Source organism: Mesorhizobium sp. M7A.F.Ca.US.002.01.1.1, from assembly GCF_004022955.1.
Lineage (GTDB): Bacteria > Pseudomonadota > Alphaproteobacteria > Rhizobiales > Rhizobiaceae > Mesorhizobium > Mesorhizobium ciceri.
Map to the genome: position 1 here is coordinate 43,604 of NZ_RZQE01000001.1, position 25,501 is coordinate 69,104.

The 25,501-nt window shown below is 63.7% G+C and carries 25 protein-coding genes; 18 read left to right on the forward strand and 7 right to left on the reverse strand.

The genetic code is table 11. From position 1 onward, the window contains the following. Window positions 1–7: 7 nt before the first annotated feature. Window positions 8–517, reverse strand: a complete 510-nt coding sequence (locus EN932_RS00205) for a flavin reductase (protein WP_013528541.1) — start codon at window positions 515–517, stop codon at window positions 8–10. 6 nt (window positions 518–523) lie between these two features. Next, the gene (locus EN932_RS00210) at window positions 524–2,068 is read right to left on the reverse strand and encodes a 4-hydroxyphenylacetate 3-hydroxylase N-terminal domain-containing protein (protein ID WP_127368862.1); all 1,545 of its coding nucleotides are present in this window, start codon (window positions 2,066–2,068) and stop codon (window positions 524–526) included. A gap of 92 nt (window positions 2,069–2,160) precedes the next feature. Here EN932_RS00210 and EN932_RS00215 point away from each other — a divergent pair, with 92 nt between their 5' ends. From EN932_RS00215 to EN932_RS38645, 18 genes are all read left to right on the forward strand, one after another. Then, window positions 2,161–3,030 (forward strand): helix-turn-helix domain-containing protein, encoded by an 870-nt coding sequence (locus EN932_RS00215; RefSeq protein ID WP_063170920.1) that lies wholly within the window; start codon window positions 2,161–2,163, stop codon window positions 3,028–3,030. A gap of 206 nt (window positions 3,031–3,236) precedes the next feature. Next, complete coding sequence (locus tag EN932_RS00220) at window positions 3,237–3,725, forward strand: hypothetical protein (protein ID WP_127368861.1); 489 nt, start codon at window positions 3,237–3,239, stop codon at window positions 3,723–3,725. A 177-nt stretch (window positions 3,726–3,902) separates the two neighbouring features. Beyond that, on the forward strand, window positions 3,903–4,997 hold the full coding sequence (locus EN932_RS00225) for a transporter substrate-binding protein (RefSeq protein WP_127368860.1): 1,095 nt from the start codon (window positions 3,903–3,905) through the stop codon (window positions 4,995–4,997). Further along, complete coding sequence (locus EN932_RS00230; protein ID WP_013528536.1) at window positions 4,994–5,611, forward strand: ANTAR domain-containing protein; 618 nt, start codon at window positions 4,994–4,996, stop codon at window positions 5,609–5,611. Before EN932_RS00225 ends, EN932_RS00230 begins: the two co-directional genes overlap by 4 nt. A gap of 19 nt (window positions 5,612–5,630) precedes the next feature. Next, complete coding sequence (locus tag EN932_RS00235) at window positions 5,631–6,497, forward strand: ABC transporter permease (protein WP_128278528.1); 867 nt, start codon at window positions 5,631–5,633, stop codon at window positions 6,495–6,497. After that, the gene (locus EN932_RS00240; protein ID WP_024502122.1) at window positions 6,494–7,414 is read left to right on the forward strand and encodes an ABC transporter permease; all 921 of its coding nucleotides are present in this window, start codon (window positions 6,494–6,496) and stop codon (window positions 7,412–7,414) included. The genes EN932_RS00235 and EN932_RS00240 overlap by 4 nt, the downstream gene beginning before the upstream one ends. Window positions 7,415–7,447: 33 nt before the next feature. After that, a complete protein-coding gene (locus EN932_RS00245; protein WP_127369941.1) occupies window positions 7,448–9,091 on the forward strand; it encodes an ABC transporter substrate-binding protein in 1,644 nt (547 codons plus the stop codon). Beyond that, entirely contained in the window at window positions 9,081–10,025 is a 945-nt protein-coding gene (locus EN932_RS00250; RefSeq protein ID WP_024502120.1) for an acetamidase/formamidase family protein, read from the forward strand. Before EN932_RS00245 ends, EN932_RS00250 begins: the two co-directional genes overlap by 11 nt. Before the next feature lie 46 nt (window positions 10,026–10,071). Continuing rightward, window positions 10,072–11,835, forward strand: coding sequence for an ABC transporter ATP-binding protein (locus EN932_RS00255; protein ID WP_127385257.1), 1,764 nt, complete (start codon window positions 10,072–10,074; stop codon window positions 11,833–11,835). A 206-nt stretch (window positions 11,836–12,041) separates the two neighbouring features. Then, entirely contained in the window at window positions 12,042–13,250 is a 1,209-nt protein-coding gene (locus tag EN932_RS00260) for an ABC transporter substrate-binding protein (RefSeq protein ID WP_127369553.1), read from the forward strand. A 12-nt stretch (window positions 13,251–13,262) separates the two neighbouring features. After that, window positions 13,263–14,042 carry an ABC transporter ATP-binding protein gene (locus EN932_RS00265; RefSeq protein ID WP_013528529.1) on the forward strand — a complete coding sequence of 260 codons (780 nt, stop codon included), beginning with the start codon at window positions 13,263–13,265 and terminating at the stop codon, window positions 14,040–14,042. Then, entirely contained in the window at window positions 14,035–14,745 is a 711-nt protein-coding gene (locus EN932_RS00270; RefSeq protein ID WP_127369551.1) for an ABC transporter ATP-binding protein, read from the forward strand. Before EN932_RS00265 ends, EN932_RS00270 begins: the two co-directional genes overlap by 8 nt. 7 nt (window positions 14,746–14,752) lie before the next feature. After that, on the forward strand, window positions 14,753–15,640 hold the full coding sequence (locus EN932_RS00275) for a branched-chain amino acid ABC transporter permease (protein WP_024502116.1): 888 nt from the start codon (window positions 14,753–14,755) through the stop codon (window positions 15,638–15,640). A 22-nt stretch (window positions 15,641–15,662) separates the two neighbouring features. Then, window positions 15,663–16,634, forward strand: a complete 972-nt coding sequence (locus tag EN932_RS00280; protein WP_024502115.1) for a branched-chain amino acid ABC transporter permease — start codon at window positions 15,663–15,665, stop codon at window positions 16,632–16,634. A 27-nt stretch (window positions 16,635–16,661) separates the two neighbouring features. Beyond that, the gene (locus tag EN932_RS00285) at window positions 16,662–17,309 is read left to right on the forward strand and encodes a class I SAM-dependent methyltransferase (RefSeq protein WP_024502114.1); all 648 of its coding nucleotides are present in this window, start codon (window positions 16,662–16,664) and stop codon (window positions 17,307–17,309) included. A gap of 91 nt (window positions 17,310–17,400) precedes the next feature. Continuing rightward, window positions 17,401–18,459, forward strand: coding sequence for an aminopeptidase (locus tag EN932_RS00290; protein ID WP_127369108.1), 1,059 nt, complete (start codon window positions 17,401–17,403; stop codon window positions 18,457–18,459). Between the two features lie 336 nt (window positions 18,460–18,795). After that, window positions 18,796–19,740: a hypothetical protein gene (locus EN932_RS38640; RefSeq protein ID WP_245465104.1), complete on the forward strand. Its 945-nt coding sequence runs from the start codon at window positions 18,796–18,798 to the stop codon at window positions 19,738–19,740. A 56-nt stretch (window positions 19,741–19,796) separates the two neighbouring features. Beyond that, entirely contained in the window at window positions 19,797–20,279 is a 483-nt protein-coding gene (locus tag EN932_RS38645; protein WP_245460980.1) for a gamma-glutamylcyclotransferase family protein, read from the forward strand. A gap of 201 nt (window positions 20,280–20,480) precedes the next feature. On the opposite strand, the gene EN932_RS00300 is transcribed toward EN932_RS38645, so the two are convergent. The 5 genes from EN932_RS00300 to ggt form a co-directional block, all read right to left on the reverse strand. Then, window positions 20,481–20,714 (reverse strand): hypothetical protein, encoded by a 234-nt coding sequence (locus EN932_RS00300; protein WP_024502111.1) that lies wholly within the window; start codon window positions 20,712–20,714, stop codon window positions 20,481–20,483. A 103-nt stretch (window positions 20,715–20,817) separates the two neighbouring features. Next, window positions 20,818–21,201, reverse strand: coding sequence for a VOC family protein (locus EN932_RS00305; protein ID WP_127369107.1), 384 nt, complete (start codon window positions 21,199–21,201; stop codon window positions 20,818–20,820). 95 nt (window positions 21,202–21,296) lie between these two features. Then, window positions 21,297–22,277, reverse strand: a complete 981-nt coding sequence (locus EN932_RS00310; RefSeq protein ID WP_013528521.1) for a 2-dehydropantoate 2-reductase — start codon at window positions 22,275–22,277, stop codon at window positions 21,297–21,299. A 2-nt stretch (window positions 22,278–22,279) separates the two neighbouring features. Next, entirely contained in the window at window positions 22,280–23,806 is a 1,527-nt protein-coding gene (locus tag EN932_RS00315) for an acyl--CoA ligase (RefSeq protein WP_013528520.1), read from the reverse strand. An 88-nt stretch (window positions 23,807–23,894) separates the two neighbouring features. Beyond that, on the reverse strand, window positions 23,895–25,481 hold the full coding sequence (gene ggt / locus EN932_RS00320) for a gamma-glutamyltransferase (protein ID WP_013528519.1): 1,587 nt from the start codon (window positions 25,479–25,481) through the stop codon (window positions 23,895–23,897). Between the last annotated feature and the right edge of the window lie 20 nt (window positions 25,482–25,501).

Sequence of the window (25,501 nt, forward strand, 5' to 3'; positions counted from 1 at the left end):
TCCAGGCTCACCCGCCAAAGCTGCCCAACCGTGTCGGCTGCGTATAATTCCGGTCGACATAGAGCAGGGCCGAGCCGCCGCTGCCGTGCCGGACATCGATGACGCGGCCGATCATGACATTGTGCGTGCCGACGACATGCACAGTCTCGATCTCGCAATCGAAGTTGACGATCGCATCCGACAGCGCCGGCGTGCCGGAGGTCAGCGTCTGCCAACGCGCCGAGGCGTAGCGCGCCTCCATGTCCCTGGTCGCGCCGGCGAACTTTCCCGCCAGATGCATGTGGTCATGCGTCAGCACGTTGACGCAGAAGCGCCGGTTGGACAGGAACATGGCGGCCTGCGTCGAGCGCCCGTTCATGCACACGAGCAGCGTCGGCGGCTCGTCGGAGACGCTGCACATGGCGGTGGCGGTGAAGCCGCCGCGTCCTGCCGGCCCGTCTGTGGTGACGATGTTGACCGGCGCGCAGACCCTCGCCATGGCGTCGCGGAAATCGGCTTTCGAAATCTGCGTGGCCATGTGATTTCACTCGGCCGTTGAGACAAGCGGATTGAACCAGGTATCGCCGGTCCAGCCATTCTCGTCATAATCGGCCATGCAGGTGTCGACCAGCTCTTCCATCGCCTTCAGCCGCCCGCCGCGCTCGGCGCCTTTCAGCACCTGCAGCCGTACCTCTTCCGGCGCACCGGCATAGTTGAGCTCATAGAGCGCGTGGCGGCCGCCGAACTCGGTGCCGGTCGCATCCCACAACAGCTTCATGATCTTGATGCGTTCGATGTGGCCCATATCGTTGGAGCCGCGCACATATTGCGCCAGATATTTGTCGATCTCGGGGTTGTTGAAGTCGCGCACCGACGACGGTAGGTAGATCAGCCCCGAGGCGATCACCCGGCGCACGGTGTCGATGACGCGCGGATAGGCTTCCGACATGAAGGTGCGGTAGGCAAGCGCGGCTTCCAGATTGGGCAGCACCGCGCCATTCGCCCACGGGATCGGGTTGTAGGCCATGGCGTTGGAAAAGCTCCAGAACATGTGCCTGAGCGCAATGACCTCGCCCAGTGCCGCCTGGTTGCCGCGGAAAGCATCGCCGCCGGTGGCGCGCAGCGCCTTGGCCAGCAGGCCGGCGAGGAAGTCGAGCTTGACGGCGAAGCGCGTGCAGCCCTGGAAGCAGTAGCCGTGCATGAAGCCGGAGGCCGGATGAAAGGACAGGATTTTTTGCGCATCGCGCAGCACCAGAACGTCCTCCCAGGGGATGAAGACATTGTCGAGCACCAGGATCGCGTCGTTCTCGTCGAAGCGCGACGACAGCGGATAGTCGAAGGGTGCCGCCACCGTGTTGGCCGTCTGCTCGTAGGAGACGCGGCAGAACATCTTTATCCCCGGCGCATTCATCGGCACGATGAACATCACCGACAGCGACGGATCCTCGGTCACCGTCGCCGACCCTTGCGCCAGGAAATTGTAGTGCGTCAGCGCCGAGGACGTCGCCACCACCTTGGCGCCGGACACGTAGATGCCGGCGTCCGTCTCCCTGGTGATGTGGACGAAGACGTCCTTCACCTGTTCGGCCGGCTTGTGGCGGTCGATCGGCGGGTTGACGATGGCGTGGTTCATGAACAACGCGGCTTCCTGCGCGCGTTTGTGCCAGGACAGGGCATTGTCCTTGAACGGCCCGTACCAGTCGGCATTGGCGCCGAGCGTGTTCATCAGCGCCGCCTTGTAGTCGGGCGTGCGGCCCATCCAGCCATAGGACATGCGCGACCACTCCGCGATCGCCGCCTGCTGGGCAACAAGCTCGGCGGAAGACTTGGCAACGCGGAAATATTTGTGGGTGTAGCCGCCCGAGCCGGTGTCGGTCGGCGAGGTCAGCGCGTCCCGCCGCCTTGGATCATGCAGGGCGTCGTAGAGGCGCGCCAGCGACCGCGCCGAATTGCGCATCGCCGGATGCGTGGTGACGTCGGCAATGCGTTCGCCGTTGATATAGACCTCGCGGCCATCGCGCAGGCTCTCCAGATACTCGGCCCCGGTGAATGGGCGTGCCTTATCGGTGCGGAAGTCTTCTGATCGCATGATGGTCCTCCTCTTAAGCCGTAACCCTAGCGCCCTGGGCATCGATCGGTTATGGACGGAACGGCAAAACCGATTGGACTTTTTCCGGCGTCATGAGCCAGAGATCCATCCCCGACTTCTTCGTCTATGGCGAGCCGGTGCGGCCGCTCGATGTCGGTTTTCTGCATGTCGAGACGGTGCTTGCGCGCAGCAATATCCATCTTGGTGAGGTCGCCGCGCACAAGCACCCGCAGATGGGTCAGATCACCTTCTGGACCAGCGGCTCCGGTACCTACCGTATCGAAGACCGATCCTGGGACTTTTCGGCGCCTGCCGTGAGTTTCGTGCCGAGCACTATCGTGCACGGCTTCTCGATCGGCCCCGGCACCGACGCCATCGTCGTCTCGGTCGCCGACGGCGCGCTTGCGGCCATCGCGGCTCACAGCCTGCTGCCGCTGGACCGGCCGGTCTTTGCCGACGGCCTGCCGCAGCACGCAGCGTGGGCCAGATTGGCGGCGGTGCTGGAGATGATCGCCGCCGAATACGCCGAGGCGCAAGCCGGCAATGACAGGGTCCTGCAGGCGCTGATCGCCGTCGCGCTCTCCCACATCGCGCGCCTCAGTCCCGAGACAAAGGGTGCCACGGCGTCTTCGGATGCCTCACTGGCGTTGGGGCTGCGCCGGCTCGCCGATGCGCATTTCCGCGACAACTGGCCTGTTGATCGCTACGTCGAGGCGCTGGCCACGACGCCGCATCTTCTCGACAAGGCCAGCCGCGCGGTGCTGGGCAGCGGCGTCAAACGCGTCGTCAGTGAGCGACGGCTGCTGGAGGCCAAGCGGCTGCTGTTGTTCACCGTACGCTCGGTCGAGGACATCGCCTACGAGATCGGCTTCGACGACCCGGCGTATTTTTCACGATTCTTTCGCGCGCGGGTCGGCGAAGCGCCCGCGTCCTGGCGGCGGAAACAGTTGCAGGGTCATTGATGGGTGACCATGGATGCGGCCCTTGGCGCGCCGTTCCGGCGCGAGCCCGCTTCCGCCAGGGCGTTGGCTTCCCGACCGGCCATGATGCAGCCACAGCCACTTTTTCGTGAAGCTGAACGGGTTGATCCGCTCGCCTGTCTGCCTAGGTAGAAAGGAGCGGCGGGCGCCACGCAAAATCTGACAATCGGGCAAATCTGACAGTCGGCATGACATTTTCCTGCATTCGAAAGCTTGGCCTCGCTGCTCTCTGTGTCGGCATCCAGTCTTCCTGCGTCGTTCCCGACGATACGTCGCGTATCGCCAAGGTTGATCCAACGGCGGCGGCTGCCCGCAAGGAGATGGTCGGCCTCAGCGAAGCCGATGTTCGAATGTGCGCCGGGTTTCCGACCGCCACCGCCGACGCCGGCCAATCGGGCCAGATCTGGACCTACAAGCGCATCGTCCAGCGCGGCAATCTCAGCATTGTGGTTCCGACGTTGGCGGTCGGCGCGATCCCGGCGGTCGGCGGCTCCGTCAATGTCGCTCCCGGCGGCTATTGCGATACGCAAATTCGCATGGTCGATGGCCGTGTCGCCGAAGTTGCCTATGCCGGCGACAACAATTTGCCGAACAGGCGCGACGCGCTTTGTGTCAGCACGGTGGACGCCTGTGTGACCTATGCCCGCCAACACGGCCAGAGGCCGGCGGCCAAATAGCCGGCGGCAGCGAAACGGCGATGGCAGGTCATGCAAATGTCGTTGAGGGCTTGACTGACCCGCCGGACCGAATACGCTAGCGCAAAATACCGGCTCTGATCGCCGGGCGGCAAAAATGCCTCGTATGCCTCGCCCTTCCGGCGCAGGCTGCGGGGCATTGTCATTTTGGGGTCCTGTTTGAAACGGCGCATCGAGATCGGCATCCTGTATTCCCGCTCGGGGAGCTATCAGCTCGTATCCGATGCGTGCCGCATCGGCGCCATGCGCGCCATAGCCGACATCAACGCCGATCGCAGCTCAGCCATCGAACTGGTGCCGGTGGAGCGCGATCCGCAAAGCAATGCGGACCGCTACGCAACGCTTTGCGAAGATATCTTCAAGACCAGCAGCGCACGCCATGTCATCGGCTGCGTCACCTCCTGGAGCCGCAAGGAAACCATTCCGGTCTTGGAGAAAGCCGGCGGCATGCTCTGGTACGCCTGCCCCTATGAGGGCTTCGAAGCCAATGAGCATGTCGTCTACATGCACGCCTGCCCCAACCAGCATCTGGTGCCGCTGATGGCGCATGTCGTGCCGCGTTTCGGCGCCAACGGCTTCCTGCTCGGCTCGAACTACATCTGGGGCTGGGAGATGAATCGCGTCGCGCGCGACCTGATCGCGGATGCCGGCGGCAAGGTGCTGGGCGAACGCTACCTGCGCATCGGCGAGACCGACGTGTCGCGGCTGATCGCGGAGATCCGCGCCACGCGGCCGAACTTCATCCTCAACAATTTGATCGGCACCTCGTCCTACGCCTTCCTCGCGGCCTATCGCGACCTAGGTCACGAGGATGCCGCCTTCAGTCCCGAGACCTGTCCCGTCATCTCCTGCAACCTGACCGAAGGTGAGCTGCCGGCGATCGGTGAATCCGGCAAGGGACATCTGTCGGTCGGGCCGTATTTCGCGCCGCGCCCGGCTGCCTTTGCCTCATCCTTCGAGGCCTCCGCCTATGCCTCGGTGCAGGTGATGGCCGACGTGCTTTCCAGCAATCCCGACGCCGGTCCGGCGGAATTCTCCAAAGCCTTCGCCGAACGCCGCTTCTCCACCCGGCTCGGTCCGATCGCCATCGACGCCCACTCGCAGCATGCGACACTGCCGGTGATCATCGGGCGCATCGCGGACGGCTTCTTCGAGGTCGTCAGCCGCGAAGACGAAGTCGCGCCGGATCCGTATCTGTCGCGCTACGACCCGGCAAAAACATTCGGCCGCCCGCGCCTGAGGGTGGTGTCGTGACCAGAGCCCCACGCATCCCCAATCTCGGCGGCGCCAGGGCGTTTATCCTGCATCGCCCGCATCCGACGGTGCAGGCGATCACCAGGCAATTGTCGGCCATCGGGCTGATCACGCTGGATTGCTGGCCGGAACTGCCGCCCGAGGCGCTGGCCGCCGATTTCGTCTTCTTCGACGCCGATCTCGGCTTTGACGAGCAGTTTCCGTGGAAGCCGGGCGAGGCACCGATGCCGCTGGTGGCGCTGATCGGTTCCGAGGCGCCGGGCCGCATCGAATGGGCGCTGTCGCATAAGGCCGATGCGCAGCTGCTGAAGCCGGTCGGCAATGCCGGCGTCTACAGCGCGCTGCTGATCGCGCGCCAGAGTTTCGAGGCGCGAAAACACCTGGCCAGCGAGATCGCCTCGCTTCGCCAGCGCGTTGCCGAGCGCCAGACCATCGTGCGCGCGGTGACGGCACTGGCGAAAGGCGCCGATGACGGCCGCGCCTATGCGCAGCTGCGCTCGCTGGCGATGAGCTGGCAGATCAGCGTCGAGGATGCCGCGCGGCGGATCGTGGCCATGACAAGCGAAGAAGCAACAGGGGAAGAAGGCGGCGATGACCAGTCCCATCGTGCCTGATCTCACCGCGCCAGGGCGCATGCCGGTCAAGCCGCGCGCCGGCGTCTGGCGCCGGCTGGTCAGGCGCCGTCTGGCTCTGCTCGGGCTGGTCATCGTCGCCATCGTCGTTGCCGGCGCCGTGCTGGCGCCATGGCTGACTGGCTATGATCCCAACGAGCAGATGTTCGACGGCCTGACCATCGAGGGCTCGCCCTTGCCGCCGGATGCAAAATTCTGGCTGGGCACCGACTTGCTCGGCCGCGACCTCCTGACCCGCATCCTCTACGGCGCCCGCACCTCGCTGATCATCGGCATCGTCGCCAATGGCGTGGCGCTGTTCATTGGCACGCTGGTCGGTGTTGTCGCCGGCTATTTCCGTGGCTGGATCGGCAGCGCGCTGATGCGTTTCACCGATTTGATGATGGCGTTTCCGGCACTGCTGCTCGCCATTTGCCTGGCCGCGGTGTTCGAGCCCAGCCTGTGGATCGTCGCCATGGTCATCGCTTTGGTCAACTGGGTGCAGACCGCCCGCGTCATCTACACCGAGACCTCATCGCTGGCGGAGCGTGAGTTCATCGATGCCGAACGCACCATCGGCGCGAGCGCGCCGCGCATCCTGTTTCGCCACATCCTGCCGCATCTCTTACCGACCATCATCGTCTGGGGCACGCTCGGCATCTCGACCACCGTGCTGCTCGAGGCGACGCTCTCTTTCCTCGGCATCGGCGTCCAGCCGCCCACGGCGTCCTGGGGCAACATCATCTTCGAGAACCAGACCTATTTCCAGGCCGCACCCTGGCTGGTGTTCTTCCCCGGTGCCGCGATCCTGGCGCTGGCGCTGGCTTTCAACCTGATCGGCGATGCGCTGCGCGACATTCTCGATCCGACGCAGAGGGGCCGGGCATGATCGCCTATCTCGGCCGCCGCCTCATCCAGTCGCTGCTGATCCTGCTCGGCGTCTCGCTGATCACCTTCGCGCTGCTCTATCTCCTGCCGGCCGATCCGGTGCGCCAGATCGCCGGCCGCAGCGCCACGCCGCAGACGGTCGAGAACATCCGCCAGCAGCTCGGCCTCGACCAGCCGTTCGTCGTCCAGTACTGGCGCTATCTCACGAAGCTCGTCAGCGGCGATCTCGGCCGCTCCTACATCCAGCGCTCCGAAGTCACCGAGCTGATCGTTTCGCGGCTGCCGGCCAGCCTGTTGCTGATGGTCGGCGCCATCCTGTGCGAGCTGTTGCTCGGCCTGAGCATGGGCCTGATCGCCGCCGTCAAGCGCGGCACCGCCACTGACCAGACGCTGATGGTCGCCTCCTTCGTCGGCGTCTCGGCGCCGCAATTCGTCGTCGGTCTGCTGCTGCTCTACGTCTTTGCCGTGCGGCTCAGCTGGTTCCCGATCGGCGGCTACGGCACCTGGCGTCATCTGGTGCTGCCGTCACTGACCATGGGAATCCTCGGCGCCGGCTGGTACGCGCGCATGATGCGCTCGTCGATGATCGACGTGCTGCGCCAGGATTACGTGCGCACCGCCCGCGCCAAAGGCCTGGCGCGGCGAGCTATCCTGTTCCGCCATGCGCTGCCCAACGCCATCCTGCCGGTGATCGCCATGATCGGCATCGACATAGGCATCTTCATGGGCGGCATCGTCGTCGTCGAAAGCGTATTCGGCTGGCCCGGCATCGGCCAGCTCGCCTGGCAGGCCATCCAGCGCGTCGACATCCCGATCATCATGGGTGTGACGCTGGTGTCGGCCTTCGCCATCGTGCTGGGCAATCTGCTGGCCGACATCATCGCGCCCTTCATCGACCCCCGCATCAAGCTCAGATGAAATGAAAACCAGACAGAGAAAGGGAACATAAAAATGAAAAAGTTTCTCGCATCCACGGTAGCGGCATCGGCGCTGGCGCTGATGCTCGGCGTGACGAGCGTTCGCGCCGAGGACGCCGTCGATCCGAACGCCAAGCAGGGCGGCGCCATCACCATCACCTACAAGGACGACGTCGCCACGCTCGATCCGGCGATCGGCTATGACTGGCAGAACTGGTCGATGATCAAGAGCCTGTTCGACGGGTTGATGGACTACGAGCCGGGCACCACCAATTTGAAACCCGACCTCGCCGAAAGCTACGAGATTTCGCCCGACGGCAAGACCTTCACCTTCAAGCTGCGCCATGGCGTGAAATTCCACAATGGCCGCGAGATGACGGCCGACGACGTGAAATATTCGCTCGACCGCGTCACCAATCCGAAGACGCAGAGCCCCGGCGCCGGCTTCTTCGGCTCGATCAAGGGCTATGACGATGTCGCCGCCGGCAAGGCCGAGAGCCTCTCCGGCGTCACTGTCGTCGACCCTTACACGGTCAAGTTCGAACTGACCCGCCCCGACGCCACCTTCCTGCATGTGATGGCCATCAACTTCGCCCATGTCGTGCCGAAGGAAGAGGTCGAGAAATACGGCGCCGATTTCGGCAAGCATCCGGTCGGCACCGGCGCCTTCAAGCTCGCCGAGTGGACGCTCGGCCAGCGCATCGTCTTCGAGCGCAATGCGGACTACTGGCACAAGGGCCTGCCGCATCTGGACAAGATCACCTTCGAGATCGGCCAGGAGCCGATCGTGGCGCTGCTGCGCCTGCAGAAGGGCGAGATCGACGTCCCCGGCGACGGCATTCCGCCAGCAAAATTCCAGGAGGTGATGGCCGATCCCGAGCAGAAGGCACGCGTCGTCGAAGGCGGCCAGCTGCACACCGGCTATGTCACCATGAACACCACCATGGCGCCGTTCGACAATGTTAAGGTGCGCCAGGCAGTCAACATGGCGATCAACAAGGCGCGCGTCATCCAGATCATCAACGGCCGCGCCGTGCCGGCCAACCAGCCGCTGCCGCCGTCGATGCCGGGCTACGACAAGGAATACAAGGGCTATCCCTATGACGTCGCCAAGGCCAAGGCGCTGCTCGCAGAGGCTGGCCACCCCGACGGCTTCGAGACACAGCTGTTTGCCATGAACACCGATCCCAACCCGCGCATCGCCCAGGCGATCCAGCAGGATCTGGCGGCGATCGGCATCAAGGCCAGCATCCAGTCGCTGGCGCAGGCAAACGTGATTGCCGCCGGCGGCGACAAGGCCGGCGCACCGATGATCTGGTCCGGCGGCATGGCCTGGATCGCCGACTTCCCGGATCCGTCGAACTTCTACGGCCCGATCCTCGGCTGCGCCGGTGCGGTGCCCGGCGGCTGGAACTGGTCGTGGTATTGCAACAAGGATCTCGACGCCAAGGCGGCCGAGGCCGACTCGGTGGTCGACCCGGCTAAATCAGGCGAACGCGACAAGATGTGGAGCGCCATCTACGACAAGGTGATGGAAGACGCGCCCTGGGCGCCGGTCTTCAACGAGCAGCGCTTCACCATGAAATCGGCGCGCATGGGCGGCGCCGACAACCTCTATGTCGACCCGGTTCATATCCCGATCAACTACGACAATGTGTACGTAAAAGATGTGCAATAACTGCGACTACACCATCCATGGGCGCCAACATCATTTCGGCTGGGACAATTCGTTTGCCCCGGCCGAGCGGGTGGCGCCCGGCTCGACGATCGAGTTCCAGTGCCTCGATTCCTCCGGCGGCCAGTTGCAGGCCGGCAGCACGGTCGCCGACGTCGCCAAGCTCGACTTCGCCACCGTCAATCCGGTGACCGGGCCGATCTTCGTCGAGGGCGCCGAGCCGGGTGACGCGCTGAAGGTGACGATCGAGATGTTCAAGCCGTCCGGCTTCGGCTGGACGGCCAACATTCCGGGCTTTGGGCTGCTCGCCGACGACTTCAAGGAGCCGGCGCTGAACATCTGGAAATACGACGCTGCCTCGCTCGAGCCGGCGCTGTTCGGCAAGAATGCGCGTGTGCCGTTGAAACCCTTCGCCGGCACCATAGGCAACGCGCTGGCGGAAAAGGGCCACCACTCGGTGGTGCCGCCAAGGCGCGTCGGCGGCAATCTCGACATCCGCGATCTCGCCGCCGGCACCACGCTCTATCTGCCGGTGGAAGTGGCGGGCGCGCTGTTTTCGGTTGGCGACACCCATGCCGCGCAAGGTGACGGCGAGGTCTGCGGCACGGCGATCGAAAGTCCGATGGACGTCGTGCTCAAGCTCGACCTGGTCAAGGATGCCAGGCTGAAGACGCCGCGCTTCACCACGCCAGGCCCGGTGACGCGCCATCTCGACGCCAAGGGCTATGAGGTGACGACCGGCATCGGTCCGGACCTGATGACCGGCGCCAGGGAAGCGGTTGCGCAGATGGTCGACCTGCTCGCCGGTCGTTATCACATCGACCCAGTCGAGGCCTATATGCTGGCCTCGGTCTGCGGCGATCTCCGCATCAGCGAGATCGTCGACATGCCGAACTGGGTGGTGTCGTTCTACTTTCCGCGCTGCGTGTTTGAATGAGGAGGGGGGTGTGCCGGAGTAAATCCCTCTCCGGGTCACGCGCGCAATGATCGCCGCCAGCGAACCCATACTCGACATCGCCAACCTCTCCGTCAGCGTGCGCGGCGAGGAGGGCGAGCGCGAGGTCGTCTCCGACCTGTCGCTGACGTTGTCTCGTGGCGAGACGCTGTGCATTGCCGGTGAATCCGGCTCCGGCAAGTCGATGACCGCTCTGGCCATCATGCAGCTTCTGCCGCAGCCTGCCGCCAGGATTTCATCCGGCAAGGTCCATCTCGGCGATACAGATCTGACGATTCTGGACGAGCGCCGGATGCGGCGCATTCGCGGCAACCGCATCGCCATGATCTTCCAGGAGCCGATGACCTCACTCAACCCGGTGCTGTCGATCGGCCGGCAGCTCACCGAATCCATCGAGGCGCATACCTCCCTGTCGCAGAGCGAGGCTCGCCAGCGTGCCATCGAGGCGCTGAAGGCGGTGCGCATTTCGGAAGCCGAAAGCCGGCTAAAGCAGTTTCCGCACGAACTGTCCGGCGGCATGCGCCAGCGGGTGATGATCGCCATGGCGCTGGCGCTCGAGCCGGACGTGCTGATCGCCGACGAGCCGACGACGGCGCTCGACGTCACCGTGCAAGGCGAGGTGCTGGAACTTTTGCGCGATCTGCAGCGCCAGCATGGCACCAGCGTCATCCTCATCACTCATGACATGGGCGTCGTCGCCGAAATGGCCGACCGCGTCATCATCATGCGGCATGGCCGCATGGTCGAAGAGGGAAAAACCGCTGACATTTTCGCCAGGCCGCAAGCCGGCTACACGCGCGAGCTGCTGGCCGCCGTGCCGCGCATCGGCAGCGGTATCGGTCGCCAGGAATCCAGGAGTGCCGAGACGGCAACGCCGGCCAATGTCGCTGACGTCAAGGACCTGCATGTCCGTTTCGACCTGCATGGCGGCTTCTTCGGCCGGGTCACTCGTCGCGTCCACGCCGTCGAAGGCGTCAGCTTCTCGATCGCGCCCAACGAGACGCTGGCGCTGGTCGGCGAATCCGGTTGTGGCAAGTCGACCACCGCCAAGGCGCTGGCCGGACTGGTGCCCTACAGCGGCGACATCGCCATTGGCGGCCGCAATCTGTCCGGCCTCGGCCGCGACGAGCGCAAGGCGGTGCGCCGCGACGTGCAGATGATTTTCCAGGACCCCTATGCCTCGTTGGACCCACGCATGCGTGTCGGCGACCTCGTCGCCGAGCCGCTGCTGATCCACGGCATCGCCTCGAAGGAAGAGCGCAGCGAGCGTGTCGCGGCGCTGTTCGAGCGCGTCGGCCTGTCGCCCGATCAGATGGAACTCTATCCGCATGAATTCTCCGGCGGCCAGCGCCAGCGCGTCTGCATTGCCCGCGCGCTTGCACTGCGGCCGAAGCTGATCATCGCCGACGAAAGCGTCTCGGCGCTCGACGTCTCGGTGCAGGCGCGCGTGCTCGATCTGTTGAAGGAGTTGCAGCGCGAATTCGGCGTCGCCTATCTCTTCATCTCGCATGACATGGCGGTGGTCGAGAACATCTCCGACCGCGTCGCCGTCATGTATCTCGGCCAGATCGTCGAGATGGGCACCCGCGACCAGGTCTTTTCCAACCCGCGCCATCCCTACACCAGGCGCCTGATCGAAGCCGTGCCCGTGCCCGATCCCGCGCGGCGCAGAAGCCGCTTCGCGCGCCTCGACCAGGAAATCCCGAGCGCCACCCGCAGGATCGGCGAGGCGCCGCTGAAACTGGCGCTGAGGGATGTCGGCAACGGCCATCTCGTCGCCGCCGAGGACTGAGCCGGCACTGCCGCCGGGCGGTTCACATGTTTGTGTCTCTATCTCTCGCCCAAGGCTCGCGTTCCGCCGCCAAACCGTATCGCTTCGAACACTAAATCCCTAACGGCCTCTTGCCCTCTGTCCCTATCTTCCTCATGTTCAATACCATTGCGATGATCGATCATAGGAGGGTCGGTCGGATTCATCGCTATGGGAGGAAGTCAACCATGAAGGTAAGCCTTTTCGTTTCCGCGGCACTTCTCGCCGCATCCGCGATCCCCGCTTCGGCCGCCGAAATTTCCGACGGCAAGGTCAAGATCGGCATCCTCAACGACCAATCGGGCGTCTACGCCGACTTCGGCGGCAAGTGGTCGGTCGAGGCGGCCAAGATGGCCGTCGAGGATTTCGGCGGCAAGGTGCAGGGAGCGCCGATAGAAATCATCAGCGCCGACCACCAGAACAAGCCGGATATCGCCTCCAACATCGCCCGGCAGTGGTACGACACCGAGCAAGTCGATGCCATCATGGAACTGACGACCTCTTCGGTAGCGCTCGCCGTCCAGGGGATTTCCAAGGAAAAGAAGAAGATCGACATCGTCACCGGCGCGGCAACCACGGAGCTGACCGGCAAACAGTGCTCGCCCTACGGCTTCCACTGGGCCTATGACACTCACTCGCAGGCGGTGGGTACCGGCGGCTCTCTCGTGCAGCAGGGCGGCGACAGCTGGTTCTTCGTCACCGTCGACTATGCATTCGGCTACTCGCTGAAGGATCAGACCACCAAGTTCGTCGAAAGCCATGGCGGCAAGGTGCTGGGCGAGGTGCGTTATCCCCTGGGATCGACCGATTATTCGTCCTTCCTGCTGCAGGCGCAATCGTCGGGCGCCAAGGTCATCGGCCTGGCCAATGCCGGCCTCGATACCTCCAACTCCATCAAGCAGGCGGCCGAATTCGGCATCGTGCAGGGCGGTCAGCGTCTTGCCGCACTCCTGTTCACGCTGGCCGAGGTGCATGGGCTTGGCCTTCAAGCGGCGCAGGGCGTCGTGTTGACCGAAGGCTATTACTGGGATCGCGACGACAAGAGCCGCGAATTCGGGCAGCGCTTCTTCAAGCGCACCAACCGCATGCCGAACATGATCCAGGCCGCGACCTATTCGGCGGTGACACAGTATTTGAAGGCGATCGACAAGGCCGGCACGGACGAGACCGAAGCCGTCGCCAAGCAGCTGCATTCGATGCCTGTGGACGACGCGGTGATAACCAACGGCAAGGTGCAGGCGGACGGCAACATGGTCCACGACATGTACCTCTACCAGGTCAAGTCGCCAGCCGAGAGCACCGAGGATTGGGACTACTACAAATATCTCGCCACCATTCCAGGCAACGAGGCCTTCCTCAGCGAGAAGGAAAGCGGCTGTCCGACGGCCGGCCAGTGATCGGCGCGGCCGATGGCGCCGACTGACCTGGACGCGAACGAGCCGCGGGTTGTGCTTTCCGCCCGCGGGTTGCGACGCGACTTTGCCGGCTTCATCGCCGTCAAAAACGTCGATCTCGATGTCCGCCATGGCAACATCCATGCCCTGATCGGACCCAACGGCGCCGGCAAGACGACCGTCTTCAACCTGCTCACCAAGTTCCTGGCGCCGACCAGCGGCAGGATCGAGCTGCTTGGCCACGACATCACCCGCACCTCGCCGGCCAGGGTTGCGCGGATGGGGCTGGTGCGCTCGTTCCAGATATCGGCGATTTTTCCGCACCTCAGCGTGCTCGACAATGTCCGCGTCGCGCTGCAGCGGCCGGGTGGTCTTGCCGTTCAATTCTGGCGCTCGCTCGCGGCGCTCGACCGGCTGACCCCGCGCGCCGAGGAATTGCTGCGCTCGGTTGGTCTCGACGACGCCAGGAACAGGCTCGCCGGCGATCTTTCCTATGGCAGGAAACGCGTGCTGGAGATCGCCACGACGCTCGCGCTCGATCCGAAAGTGCTGCTGCTGGACGAGCCGATGGCCGGCATGGGGCATGAGGACGTGGCCACGGTTTCCAGCCTCATCCGTTCGGTTGCCAGGGATCGCGCCGTGCTGATGGTCGAGCACAATCTGACCGTGGTGGCCGACCTTTGCGACTGGATAACGGTCATGCAGCGCGGCGAGGTGCTGGCCGCTGGCGACTACGCCACCGTTAGCCGCGACGAGCGCGTCAAGATCGCCTATATGGGCACCGCCGATGACTAGTGCCGCACCTCTGCTTGCCGTCACCGGCCTCAACGCCTGGTATGGCGAGGGCCATGCGCTGCACGGTGTCGATCTGGAAGTGTTTGCCGGCGAGACGGTCACGCTGCTCGGCCGCAATGGCGTCGGCAAGACGACGACGCTGCGCGCCATCATGGGGTTGATCCGCAAGCGGACCGGCCGGATCGCCTTCGACGGCAAGGACCTGATGCGGCTGCCGCTGCACCGCACCGCCCATCAAGGCATCGGCTTCGTGCCGGAGGAGCGCGGCATCTTCGCAACGCTGACCGTGGACGAGAATCTGATTCTGCCGCCGGTCGTCGCGCAGGGCGGCATGAGCGTCGAGGAGATATTCGATCTGTTCCCCAATCTGAAGGAGCGGCGCAACAGTCCCGGCACCAGGCTGTCGGGCGGCGAACAGCAGATGCTGGCGATCGCGCGCATGCTGCGAACCGGCGTGAAGATGCTGCTTCTCGACGAACCGACGGAGGGGCTCGCTCCCGTCATCGTGCAGCGCATCGGCGCGTTGCTGGCGACGTTGAAAAAGCGCGGCATGACGATCCTGCTGGTCGAGCAGAACTTCCGCTTCGCCAGTCGCGTCGCCGACCGTTTCTACCTGATGGAGCACGGCAAGGTGGTGGCGGGGTTTCCGGTCGGCGAACTGCCGGACCGCATGGCGCAGCTCCACGAAGTCCTGGGTGTATGATGGCGCCATGACGATGATCTTCGGAATCCCGGTTCAGGCCTTCCTCGGCCAGTTGCTGGTCGGCCTGATCAACGGCTCGTTCTACGCCATGCTGAGCCTGGGCCTGGCCGTCATATTCGGCTTGCTGCGCGTCATCAATTTCGCCCATGGCGCCCAGTATATGTTCGGCGCCTTCGTCGGCTACCTGCTTCTCACCCATCTCGGCATCGGCTATTGGCCCGCTTTGATCCTTGTGCCGCTGATCGTTGGCGTCTTCGGCGTCGTGGTCGAGCGCCTGGCGCTGTCGAGGCTGTACGATCTCGATCCGCTCTACGGGCTGCTCTTCACCTTCGGCCTCGCGCTCGTGCTCGAAGGCATCTTCCGCTATTATTACGGCGTCTCGGGAAACCCTTACGCCGTGCCGCCGCTGCTTGCCGGCGGCACCAATCTCGGCTTCATGTTCCTGCCCAACTATCGCGGCTGGGTCGTGGTCGCCTCGCTGATCGTCTGCTTCGGCACCTGGGCGCTGATCGAGAAGACCAGGCTTGGATCCTATCTGCGCGCGGCAACCGAGAATCCCCGTCTCGTCCAGGCTTTCGGCGTCAACGTGCCGTTGCTGCTGACCCTCACCTACGGCCTTGGCTCCGCGCTGGCCGGGCTTGCCGGCATTCTAGCAGCACCGATTTATCAGGTGAGCCCGCTTATGGGATCGGACCTCATCATCGTCGTCTTCGCGGTGGTGGTGGTCGGCGGCATGGGATCGATCCTCGGTGCGATCGTCACCGGCTACATGCTTGGCCTCGCCGAGGGCCTGACCAAGGTCTTCTACCCCGAGGCCTCCAATCTCGTGGTCTTCGTCATCATGGCCATCGTGCTTCTGGTCCGGCCGGCTGGCCTGTTCGGAAGGGACGCTTGACATGTCGGAAGGGACATCTGACATGACCGAACTGACGCTTCGCGAGGCATCGGCCAAAACCTCGGCACGGCTGGAATGGATGCTGGTCGGGCTCGGCATCCTGGCGCTGCTGGTAGCGCCTTTCCTGATCTATCCGATCTTCCTGATGAAGATGCTGTGTTTCGCGCTGTTTGCCTGCGCGTTCAATCTTCTGCTCGGCTATACCGGGCTCTTATCGTTCGGCCACGCCACCTTCTTCGGCGGCGCCGCCTACTTCACTGCGCATGCCGTCAAGGTCTGGGGCTGGCCGCCGGAAGCCGGCATTCTGCTCGGCATGGCGGGTGCGGCCTTGCTCGGCCTTGTCATGGGCTTTTTCGCAATTCGCCGGCAAGGCATCTATTTCGCCATGATCACGCTGGCGCTGTCGCAGATGTTCTTCTTCTTCTGTGTGCAGTCGCCCTTCACGCAAGGCGAGGACGGCATTCAGGGCGTGCCGCGCGGCATGCTGCTTGGCGTCCTCGACCTGAACGTCTCGCTGAACATGTATTACTTCGTGCTGGCGGTGTTCCTGATCGGCGTCTTCGCCATCTGGCGCATCGTCAACTCGCCGTTCGGCATGATCCTGCGCTCGATCCGCGAGAACGAGAACCGCGCCATTTCGCTGGGCTATTCCGTCGCCAACTACAAGCTGGGCGCCTTCGTCATGTCGGCGGCCCTGGCCGGGCTGGCCGGCTCGCTCAAGGCGATCGTTTTCCAGTTCGCCACGCTCACCGACGTCACCTGGCAGATGTCGGGCGAGGTGATCCTGATGACGCTTCTCGGCGGCATCGGCACCATGGTCGGGCCGATCATCGGCGCCAGCCTTGTCATTGGCCTGGAAAACACGCTTGCCACTTCCGGCTTTCCGGTGACCATCGCCACCGGCCTCATCTTCATGGTGTGCGTGCTGATCTTCCGGCGCGGCATCGTCGGCGAATTTTATGCGCGGATTTTCAAGCGGGCGGGCAAGGACTGAGCACCGGAATCTGGGGGCCGCACGCCAATGTTGGACAACTACGCGGTGGACGGGTTTGGCGTGATCCACCAGGTCGACTCCAAACCGATCAAGTATGACAAGCAGTATATTTCCTATTACGAGGACCTGAGTGACCGGACCATCAAGCTCGGATATCAGCGACTCGGCTGGGTGCTGGGGATCACTGGCGAGATTCCCCGGTCCGTGCTGGAGATTGGATATGGCACCGGCACATTCATCGAAGCCGCGAAAATAACCGGGGTCGCCGACTGCGCCGGCTGCGACATAACCAGGTTTCCGCTGCCCAAGGGCGTCCGCTTCGTCGATTGGGATGAGGCGCTCTCCAGCTCGTGGGATCTCGTCGCCATGTTCGATGTGCTTGAGCATATCCCGGATCTGGGTTTCCTCGCCCGGCTTAAGGCCCGCTACCTGGCCGTCGCCGTCCCTTATTGCCGCTGGCGCGAGCTCGGCGCCGACGGCGACGCCTGGTTCCGGACGTGGCGTATGCGTCTTCCCGACGAGCACCTCCACCACTTCGATCGTGACTCGCTGGTGGCACTCCTCGCACACAGCGGCTTCGAATGCATGACGCTGAACTGCTTCGAGGACGGGATCAGACTGCGCCCTGGGGAAGTGGGTCCGAATATCCTGTCCGGATTCTTTAGAAAGCTATAGACCTCGATCAAATCGATGCGGCTGCTTGGGACCTGGGGCAATCGCGACAATCGCCCGATCGGTACGGGAGCACTGCTGTGGGCAAATCGTGATGCGCGCATTCTTTCGATTGGTTGCCGTTATGATCGTGGTGTCCGGTGTGACCGGCTGCACCAGTGTTTCATATTATGCGCAATCCGTGCAGGGTCATCTGCGGATCATGACGGCGCGCCAGGATGTCGGAAAACTGATCGAGGACCCTTCGACGCCGAAGGCATTGCGCGCTCGAATGGCATCGGCGAGCGCCATACGACAGTTCGCAACGGATGAACTGGCGCTGCCCGACAACAACAGCTACCGCAGCTATGTCGATATCGGTCGGGACTCGGTGACATGGGCCGTCTTCGCCGCGCCGGCATTCTCGCTGACGCCGCGAACATGGTGTTTTCCCGTTTTCGGCTGCGTGCCCTACCGGGGATATTTCTCCAGGAAGTCCGCAATTGAAACCGCTGCCGAACTTCAAGGACAGGGCATGGATGTCTATGTGACGGGCATCACCGCATATTCCACGCTTGGCTGGTCGAGTGACCCGCTGCTGAGCACGATGTTCAGCGAGGATAAAACCTATCTTGCAGGGCTGGTGTTCCATGAATTGGCCCACCAGCGCGTCTACGTGCACGACGATTCCGCATTCAACGAGTCGTTCGCTGTCGCCGTCGAAACGACCGGCGTGAAAAAATGGCTGCGCGCGGCTGGCGATACCGCAGCATTGCGCCGTTACGAAGCCGCCCGGAGGCGCAAAGCTGAATTTCTTGCGCTGGTGTCGCAAACACGGGACGAGTTGGCGAAAGTCTATTCCAACGCCGGAACCTCGGAGCAAAAACTGGCCGCGAAGACGGCCGCGATCGAACGGCTGCGGATGCGCTACCGACACATGCGCGACAGGCGCTGGGGCCGATACCGGGGATACGATGCCTGGTTCGCTTCCCCGATCAACAATGCAAAGCTCGCCGCGACTTCCGTCTATAGCGATCGGGTGACCGCGTTTCTCCGCCTGTTCGATCTGTGCTCGGGCGACTATGTCAGGTTCTATGCGTCGGTCCGACGGATTGGCGCACTGGACCAAGCTCACCGTGCCGAAGCCCTTGCGGCGGCAGATCGCTGTTATTGAGTCGGTCGAAGTGACGGCCAGAAGTGTCGCGATTTATGATTTTGGTGGAATGAATCGCCTATGCACTCGGCAGCCGATGGAGGAGTTGAGTGGATCATTGGTTGGCCGAGCTCCAAAACCTCTCCGACATGATGGGCCGGTAACGGACCGGCAGGTTCCGGCATCCGACAAGTGACAGCGGCCGCTGAATTCGGTGGACTAACGTCTCAAATTGGCCCAATGCGGATATCCCGCGTTGCAGCGCTGGATTTTGAAAGCTCAGTGACATCGGACTATTGTTGAGGCTGTCGCAAACCCTTTGCAGCGCTGTATGACAGGCGTTCGCGGGAGACAATCATGTTGAAGGCTACCGAAGAGGAGATCGAGGAGGTCCAGGAATACTTTGAATGGCAGGCGCCCGACCTCGAAGTGACCTTTATGCAAAAGGTCTACTCGGAATCTGTCCTGAACACTCGCCACGATGTGTGGGATATCCATACCAACAAGGATCGCTGGTGGGTCATCACGGGCGGCACAAACCTCTACTCTCAGGAGCAGTTCCCAAATATGGACCTTGCTCTCACCTTCCATATTGGCCTGATGCTCCGCATTCCGCGTACGGAAAAACAACAGGAGGGAGATCTACGCATACTCCCGTTCGGTCCCGTCTTCGAGAAGATGGAAGAATCCGGCACCGCTGTGACGCAAGCGCATAATCTCGCGGACTATCAAGCTGTAGGCGTCCGCTGCCGGGAGGCGCTTCTCGAACTGATCAGTGTCGCGCAGGACGCGGCAATATGGACAGGCACGCCGCCACAACGTGCGAACTTCCGCGTTTGGACGGAGATCATCTGCAACGATCTTCTGCCGGGCGACACCAACAAAGAGCGTCGCGGGACCCTCAAGAGTGCGCTTGAGTCCGCATGGACGTTTTCAAACTGGCTGACGCATTCAAAGTCGGCCACTTGGATTGATGCCGAGATGGCGCAATCGTTGATCCAACACGCCATCGGCATGGCGACATCACTAATCATTCGCGAGTTGCGCGGGGTGCCTCCGGAGTGCCCGAACTGCGGTTCGCCGCATCTCGAACCCGAGCATGGCGGAAATAATGAGGCACCCGGTATACTTTGGGAACGACCGCGCTGCGCCGACTGCGGATGGGCAGGCAGGCCAGTTCCAATCCTTGATCTCGAGGACGGACGGCCAATCATCACACGCGAAGGCGAAGAAACCGACGAGTGCAGCATAATGACGGTACCGTTACGAACGATCCTGAAGCCGGGACGATCGAACCGCTGAGGAACATAGAGACCGGCCCCCCCGAACACGTCGTCTATTTTGCCTACGGGTCAAACATGTCGACCGCCCGGCTGCGCGAACGCATGCCGAGCTGCAAGCCACTCGGCATCGCCACCTTGCCGGGTCATGAACTCCGTTTTCATAAGCGTAGCGTCGACAAGTCCGCGAAGTGCAACGCATTGGCCACTGGCAACGAGAATAGCGTGATCGGGGTTCTGTTCAGCTTCGACCCTGCCGAACGTGCTGAGCTAGACAAGGCCGAAGGCGTCGGAATTGGCTACGAGCACGCGACGGTCACGGTCATTAATGACAAAGGTCGTAGGCGAAAGGTCCTTACATATCTCGCCACTTCCGACTACATCGACGACAGCCTCAAACCTTATAGCTGGTATAAGGACTTTGTCCTTGCAGGTGGCAGAGAACACGGACTGTCACCGGAGTATATTGCCAAATACATCCAGTCGGTTGAGGCGATCGAAGATTCCGACAAGACACGGGACAATAAGCAGCTGGCCACGCTCGGAAGTTTCGGGCGGTGAGACTACGGTGTCGGGGCAAGTTGCCCGGCCACACTGCGGACCCGATGTCCGCTTAAAGCGCAACACGCGACCGCATTCAGATGTATGCTTTGGGTAGCCGCAATCAACATCGTTGCGGCAAACATACAGCGCAGTCCCGACGTCCAGATGGCGACGGACCGAATCGAGAAACGGCGCGGTTGAGATCGCCCGTGCGCGGTTCTATTGGTCCGAAAACGTCACGCTCACGCCGCGTTGCCGAAAATAAGCCTGCATCAACTTGCGGCCCGAGCGGTTGTTCTGCGCCAGCTTGGTCGGATCGAACACCGCCTGTTTGATCCCCTCTCGCGTCAGCGCCGCCTTAAGCGCCGCGATATGTGTGTCGATGTCGGCATTGTCCGCCCGGAGCGAGGCATAGATGCTCTCGGTCGCCTCGGCCACGGTCAGTTCGCTCATTGGTGTCGTCCTTTGGTTGGTTGGGCGGCGCTTAGCACAGATTCGCGGTCCGCCGATACCGAGACCGTCAGTACAAAGCGCCCATCGTGAAATCGAACCGTCCTTATGGGGCTTCGTAGAGTTCCAGCGGCAATCCATCCGGGTCCCTGAAAAAGGTAAACCGTTGGTCTGTGTATGGATCGATCCGGATTGGCTCGACGGCAACGCCTGCGGCTTCCAGGCGGATAATCACGGGATCAAGATGAGCCACCGCGAATGCCAGATGTCTCAGGCCTGTAGCCTCTGGGTGGGACGGCCGCATCGCCGGTGCAGGGAAGGAGAACAATTCCATTTGGGCCGACCCGATCCGCAGATCCGCCTTCCATGACTGCCGCTCCTCCCGATAAACCTCCCGGATCAGATCGAGGCCGAGGAGTTCGACGTAGAACCGTCGCGACCGGTCGTAGTCGGTGCAGATGAGCGCGACGTGGTGAATGGCGTTCAGCATGCTGCTAACCCTGGTCAAGCTGGGAGATGAGGCCAAGGCGCTTCAAGGCCTGGATCGTCGCGCCCTCGCCACGGTGCTGATCAACCCCGAGCCCATTATCCATAACACCCGCGTTCCACCGCCAGCCGCCGCACCAGCGCCAGCACGGCATCGATGGTCGGGGTCGGCTTGTCCGTTAGCCTGCCAAGTTCCTGTACCGCGCTCACCAGCGCGTCGATCTCCATCGGCCGGCCACGCTCCAGGTCCTGCAGCATCGAGGTCTTGTGCTCGCCGACATCGCCGGCGCCCTTGATGCGCCGGTCGACCGCGATGGGAAAACGCACGCCGAGGCTTTCGCCGATCGCCTGCGCCTCCAGCATCATGGTGCGGGCGAGCGTGCGGGTGCCCTCGTCGGCAACGATCGCGGCAAGCGTGCTGCCGGTCAGCGCCGAGATCGGGTTGAAGGAGAGATTGCCCCACAGTTTTACCCAGATCTCGCTGCGGATGTCTTCGCGCACCGGCGCCTGCAAGCCGCCCTTGACCATCTCCTCGGCCAGAAGCGTGACCCGTTCGCTGCGCTCGCCCGAGGGTTCGCCGAGCGAGAAGCGTTTGCCCTCGACATGGCGGATGAGCCCCGGCGCATCTACCTCGACCGCGGGATAGACGACCGAGCCGATGACGCGGTCCGGTCCAATCCGCTGCCAGATCGCGCCGCCGGGATCGACCGCGTTCAGCCTGGTGCCTTCGAGTGGCCCGCCGACGCCGTGGAAATACCACCACGGCACGCCGTTCTGCATGGTGACGACTGATGTGTGGTCCCCAAGCAGCGGTGCGATCTGGTCGAGCGCCGGGGTGAGGGAATGGGCCTTCAGCGCCAGCACGACATAATCCTGCACGCCAAGTTCCTCGGCCTTGGCGGCGGCCCGGACGGGGACGGACGTCTCCTGGCCATCCTCGATCAGGCGCAGGCCATCTGCCTTGATCGCTTCCAGATGGGCGCCGCGCGCGACGATCGAGAGATCGGTGCGGCCGGCGGCGGCAAGCTTGGCAGCGAGATAGCCGCCGATCGCACCGGCGCCGAAGATGGTGATCTTCATCGTCAAAGCCCGAGTTTGGCGGCAAGGCCGATGCGCTGCAATTTGCCGGTCGCGCCCTTGGGGATCTCGTCCAGGATCAGGATCTTGCGCGGCACTTTGAAGTCGGCAAGCCGCGTCGCGGCATAGGTGCGGATGTCGCCCTCAGTGGCGCTGATGCCTTCGCGCAGCACAACCGCCGCCGCCACCTCCTCGCCAAGCTTGTCATGCGGCATGGCGAAGGTGACGACCTGCGCCACCGCCGGATGGTCCATCAGCACATCGTCGACCTCGAGTGGCGAGATCTTTTCGCCGCCGCGATTGATGATCTCCTTGAGCCGACCGGTGACCCTGAGATAGCCATCCCCGTCCAGCACGCCCTGGTCGCCGGTGTGGAACCAGCCATGCGCGAAAGCCGTGGCGTTGGCATCCGGGTTCTTTTCGTAGCCCGTCGTGACATTGGGCCCGCGGATGACGATCTCGCCGGTCTCGCCTGCATCGAGCAGCCGCCCGTCGGGCGCCATCACAGCCACCTCCGGCCCGGCGGAGGCACCAACGCTGCCGGGCTTGCGCTGGCCCGGCGGCAGCCGGTTCGAGGCCATCTGGTGAGCCGCCTCGGTCATCCCGTAGGATTCGATCACTGGGCAGCCGAAGGTCGCTTCCAGCTCGGTCATGACCTGCGCCGGCAGCGACGCCGAGGACGAGCGGATGAAGCGCAGGCGCGCCGCCGCCAGCGCCTCGGTGTTGCGTGCCGCGCGGGCCAGGATCGCCTGATGCATGGTCGGCACCGCCGTGTACCAGCTCGGCTGCGCCTCGCTCAGCCACTGGAAGAAGCGCAGCGCGTTGAAACCCGGCGTGCAGTAGATGCTGCCGCCGGCAGCCAGCGACGACAGCACGGCCGCGATCAGGCCGTGAATGTGGAACAGCGGCATGATATTGAGGCAACGGTCATCGGCCGTCAGGCCAAGGGTGCCGCCGATATGAGCTGCCGAGGCCGCGATGTTGGCATGGCTGAGCGGCACCAGTTTTGGACGCGATGTCGTGCCGGAGGTATGCAGCAGCAGCGCAATGTCGCTGTCTTGCGCCATGTCGGGCGGGGCCTTCGGTCCGATCGCCGCGCCCTCGATAGCAAAACTGCCGGCGGGTGTGCCGGGCTGCACGACAAGCCGCAGCACGCCGATGCCGAGGCGCTCGGCCACCGTCACCGCGGGGCCGGTCTCACCCTCCGCGACAAGGATCGCCTTGGCGCCGATGTCGGTCAGGTAGAAATCGAGCTCGTCGGCCCGGTAGGCGGGGTTGAGCGGCGCCGTCGAGGCGGCGGCCGCCACGGCGACGAAGGCGGTGGCCATCTCGGGCCCGTTCGGCAGCACGATCGCTACCCTGTCGCCGCGGCCGATGCCGCGCGCATGCAGCTGTTTTGCCGTGTCGGCGATCATGCTGCGCAATCCGCCATGGCTGAGCGTTGCCCTATCGAGCGCCAGAATGGCGGGGGCGTCGTCGGCGCCGGCGGCCAGACGGCGGGAGAGATCTGCGTGGGTTTCAGTTTGGGTCATGATCACCGGCTGGATTTCGAACGATTACTGGCGAGAGCCCTTCTGACGGGCTTGCCTCGATATGGGCGCCATTGGACAACGGATCGCCTCAATAGCCAAGCGCCAAACCATCCTTGCGCGGATCGGAAGCGCCGGTCAGCGTCCCCTTCTCCCAGTCGATCAGCACCACTTGCCCGCCGCCAAGCGGATGATGCGGTTCGGCGATGCGGTGGCCGCGCCGGCGCAGGCCCTCGGTTGCATCAGTGGGAACGCCACGCTCGGCTTCCACTGTGTCATCGTTGTAAAACACCCTCGGCGCATCCAGTGCCTGCTGCGGGTCCATGCCGAAATCGATCATGTTGGTGAGCAGGTGGACATGGCCAAACGGCTGGTAACCGCCGCCCATGACGCCGAACGGCATCACCACGCGGCCGTTCTTCGTCGCCATGCCCGGCATGATCGTGTGCATCGGCCGCTTGCCCGGCGCGATCGCGTTCGGATGCGCCGGGTCGAGGCGGAAGCTCGAACCACGGTTCTGCAGCACGATACCGGTCTTCGGGCCGACGACGCCACTGCCGAACGAATAATAGGTCGAGTTGATGAAGGAGACCGCGTTACGGTCGCGGTCGACGATGGAGATATAGACCGTGTCGCTGCCGGGCAGCTCGACGCGCGGCAGATGCGTCATGGCGCGGTCGCGGTCGATCTCGGCGCGTAGCCGGTCGGCATAGGCGCCGGACAGGAGCTGCTTCAGGGGCACCGGGACATGGTCCTGGTCGCCGACATAGCGGTCGCGGTCGCGGTAAGCCAGGCGCCCGGCCTCGATCTCCAGATGCAGGCGTTCGGCGCCGTTGGGGTCGAGCCCGCCAAGCTCGAAGCCCGACAGCAAATTGAGCATCAAAAGCGCCGTCAGCCCCTGATTGTTCGGCGGCATCTGGTGGATCTCATGGCCGCCATAGGAGGTGCTGACCGGCGCCACATAGTCGCCTCTGGTCGCGGCAAAATCCTCGGCCGTATGAAGTCCGCCCAATTCGTTGAGCCGGCTCACCATATCGTCGGCGACCGCGCCTTCGTAGAAACCGGACCGGCCGTGTTTGGCGATGATGCGCAAGGTCGCCGCCAGTTCCGGCTGCCGATGGACGTCACCCGCCTTCGGCGCCCTGCCGCCGGGCAGGAAGATGCGCGCGGCATGCTCGTCGGCCGACAGGTCGGTCTCCGGCTCGGCCCAGTCGAAGGCGACGCGGTCGTGCACGACATAGCCGTTCTCGGCATAGTGAATGGCCGGCGCCAGCGCCTCGGCAAGGCCCTTGCGGCCATGGTCTTCGAGCAGGCGGCTCCAGGCGTCGACGGCGCCCGGTACGGTGACCGCATGCGGACCCTGCAGCGGGATGCGGTCGAAGCCTTTTTCGAGATACCAGCCGACCGTCGCCCTGGCCGGCGCCCGGCCGGAGCCATTGAAGGCCAGCACATTGCCTTGTCCTCCGGGAGAATAAAGCACGAAGCAGTCGCCACCGATGCCCGTCGATTGCGGCTCGACCACACCCTGCACGGCGGCGGCGCAGACCGCGGCGTCCATGGCATTGCCGCCGGAGCGCAGCATGTCGATGGCCGCAAGCGTTGCAAGCGGATGCGAGGTCGCGGCAACCGCCTCGGTGGCACGAACCGGCGAGCGGCCGGGAAACTGGAAATCACGCATTCTGTCTGGATATCCCCTAG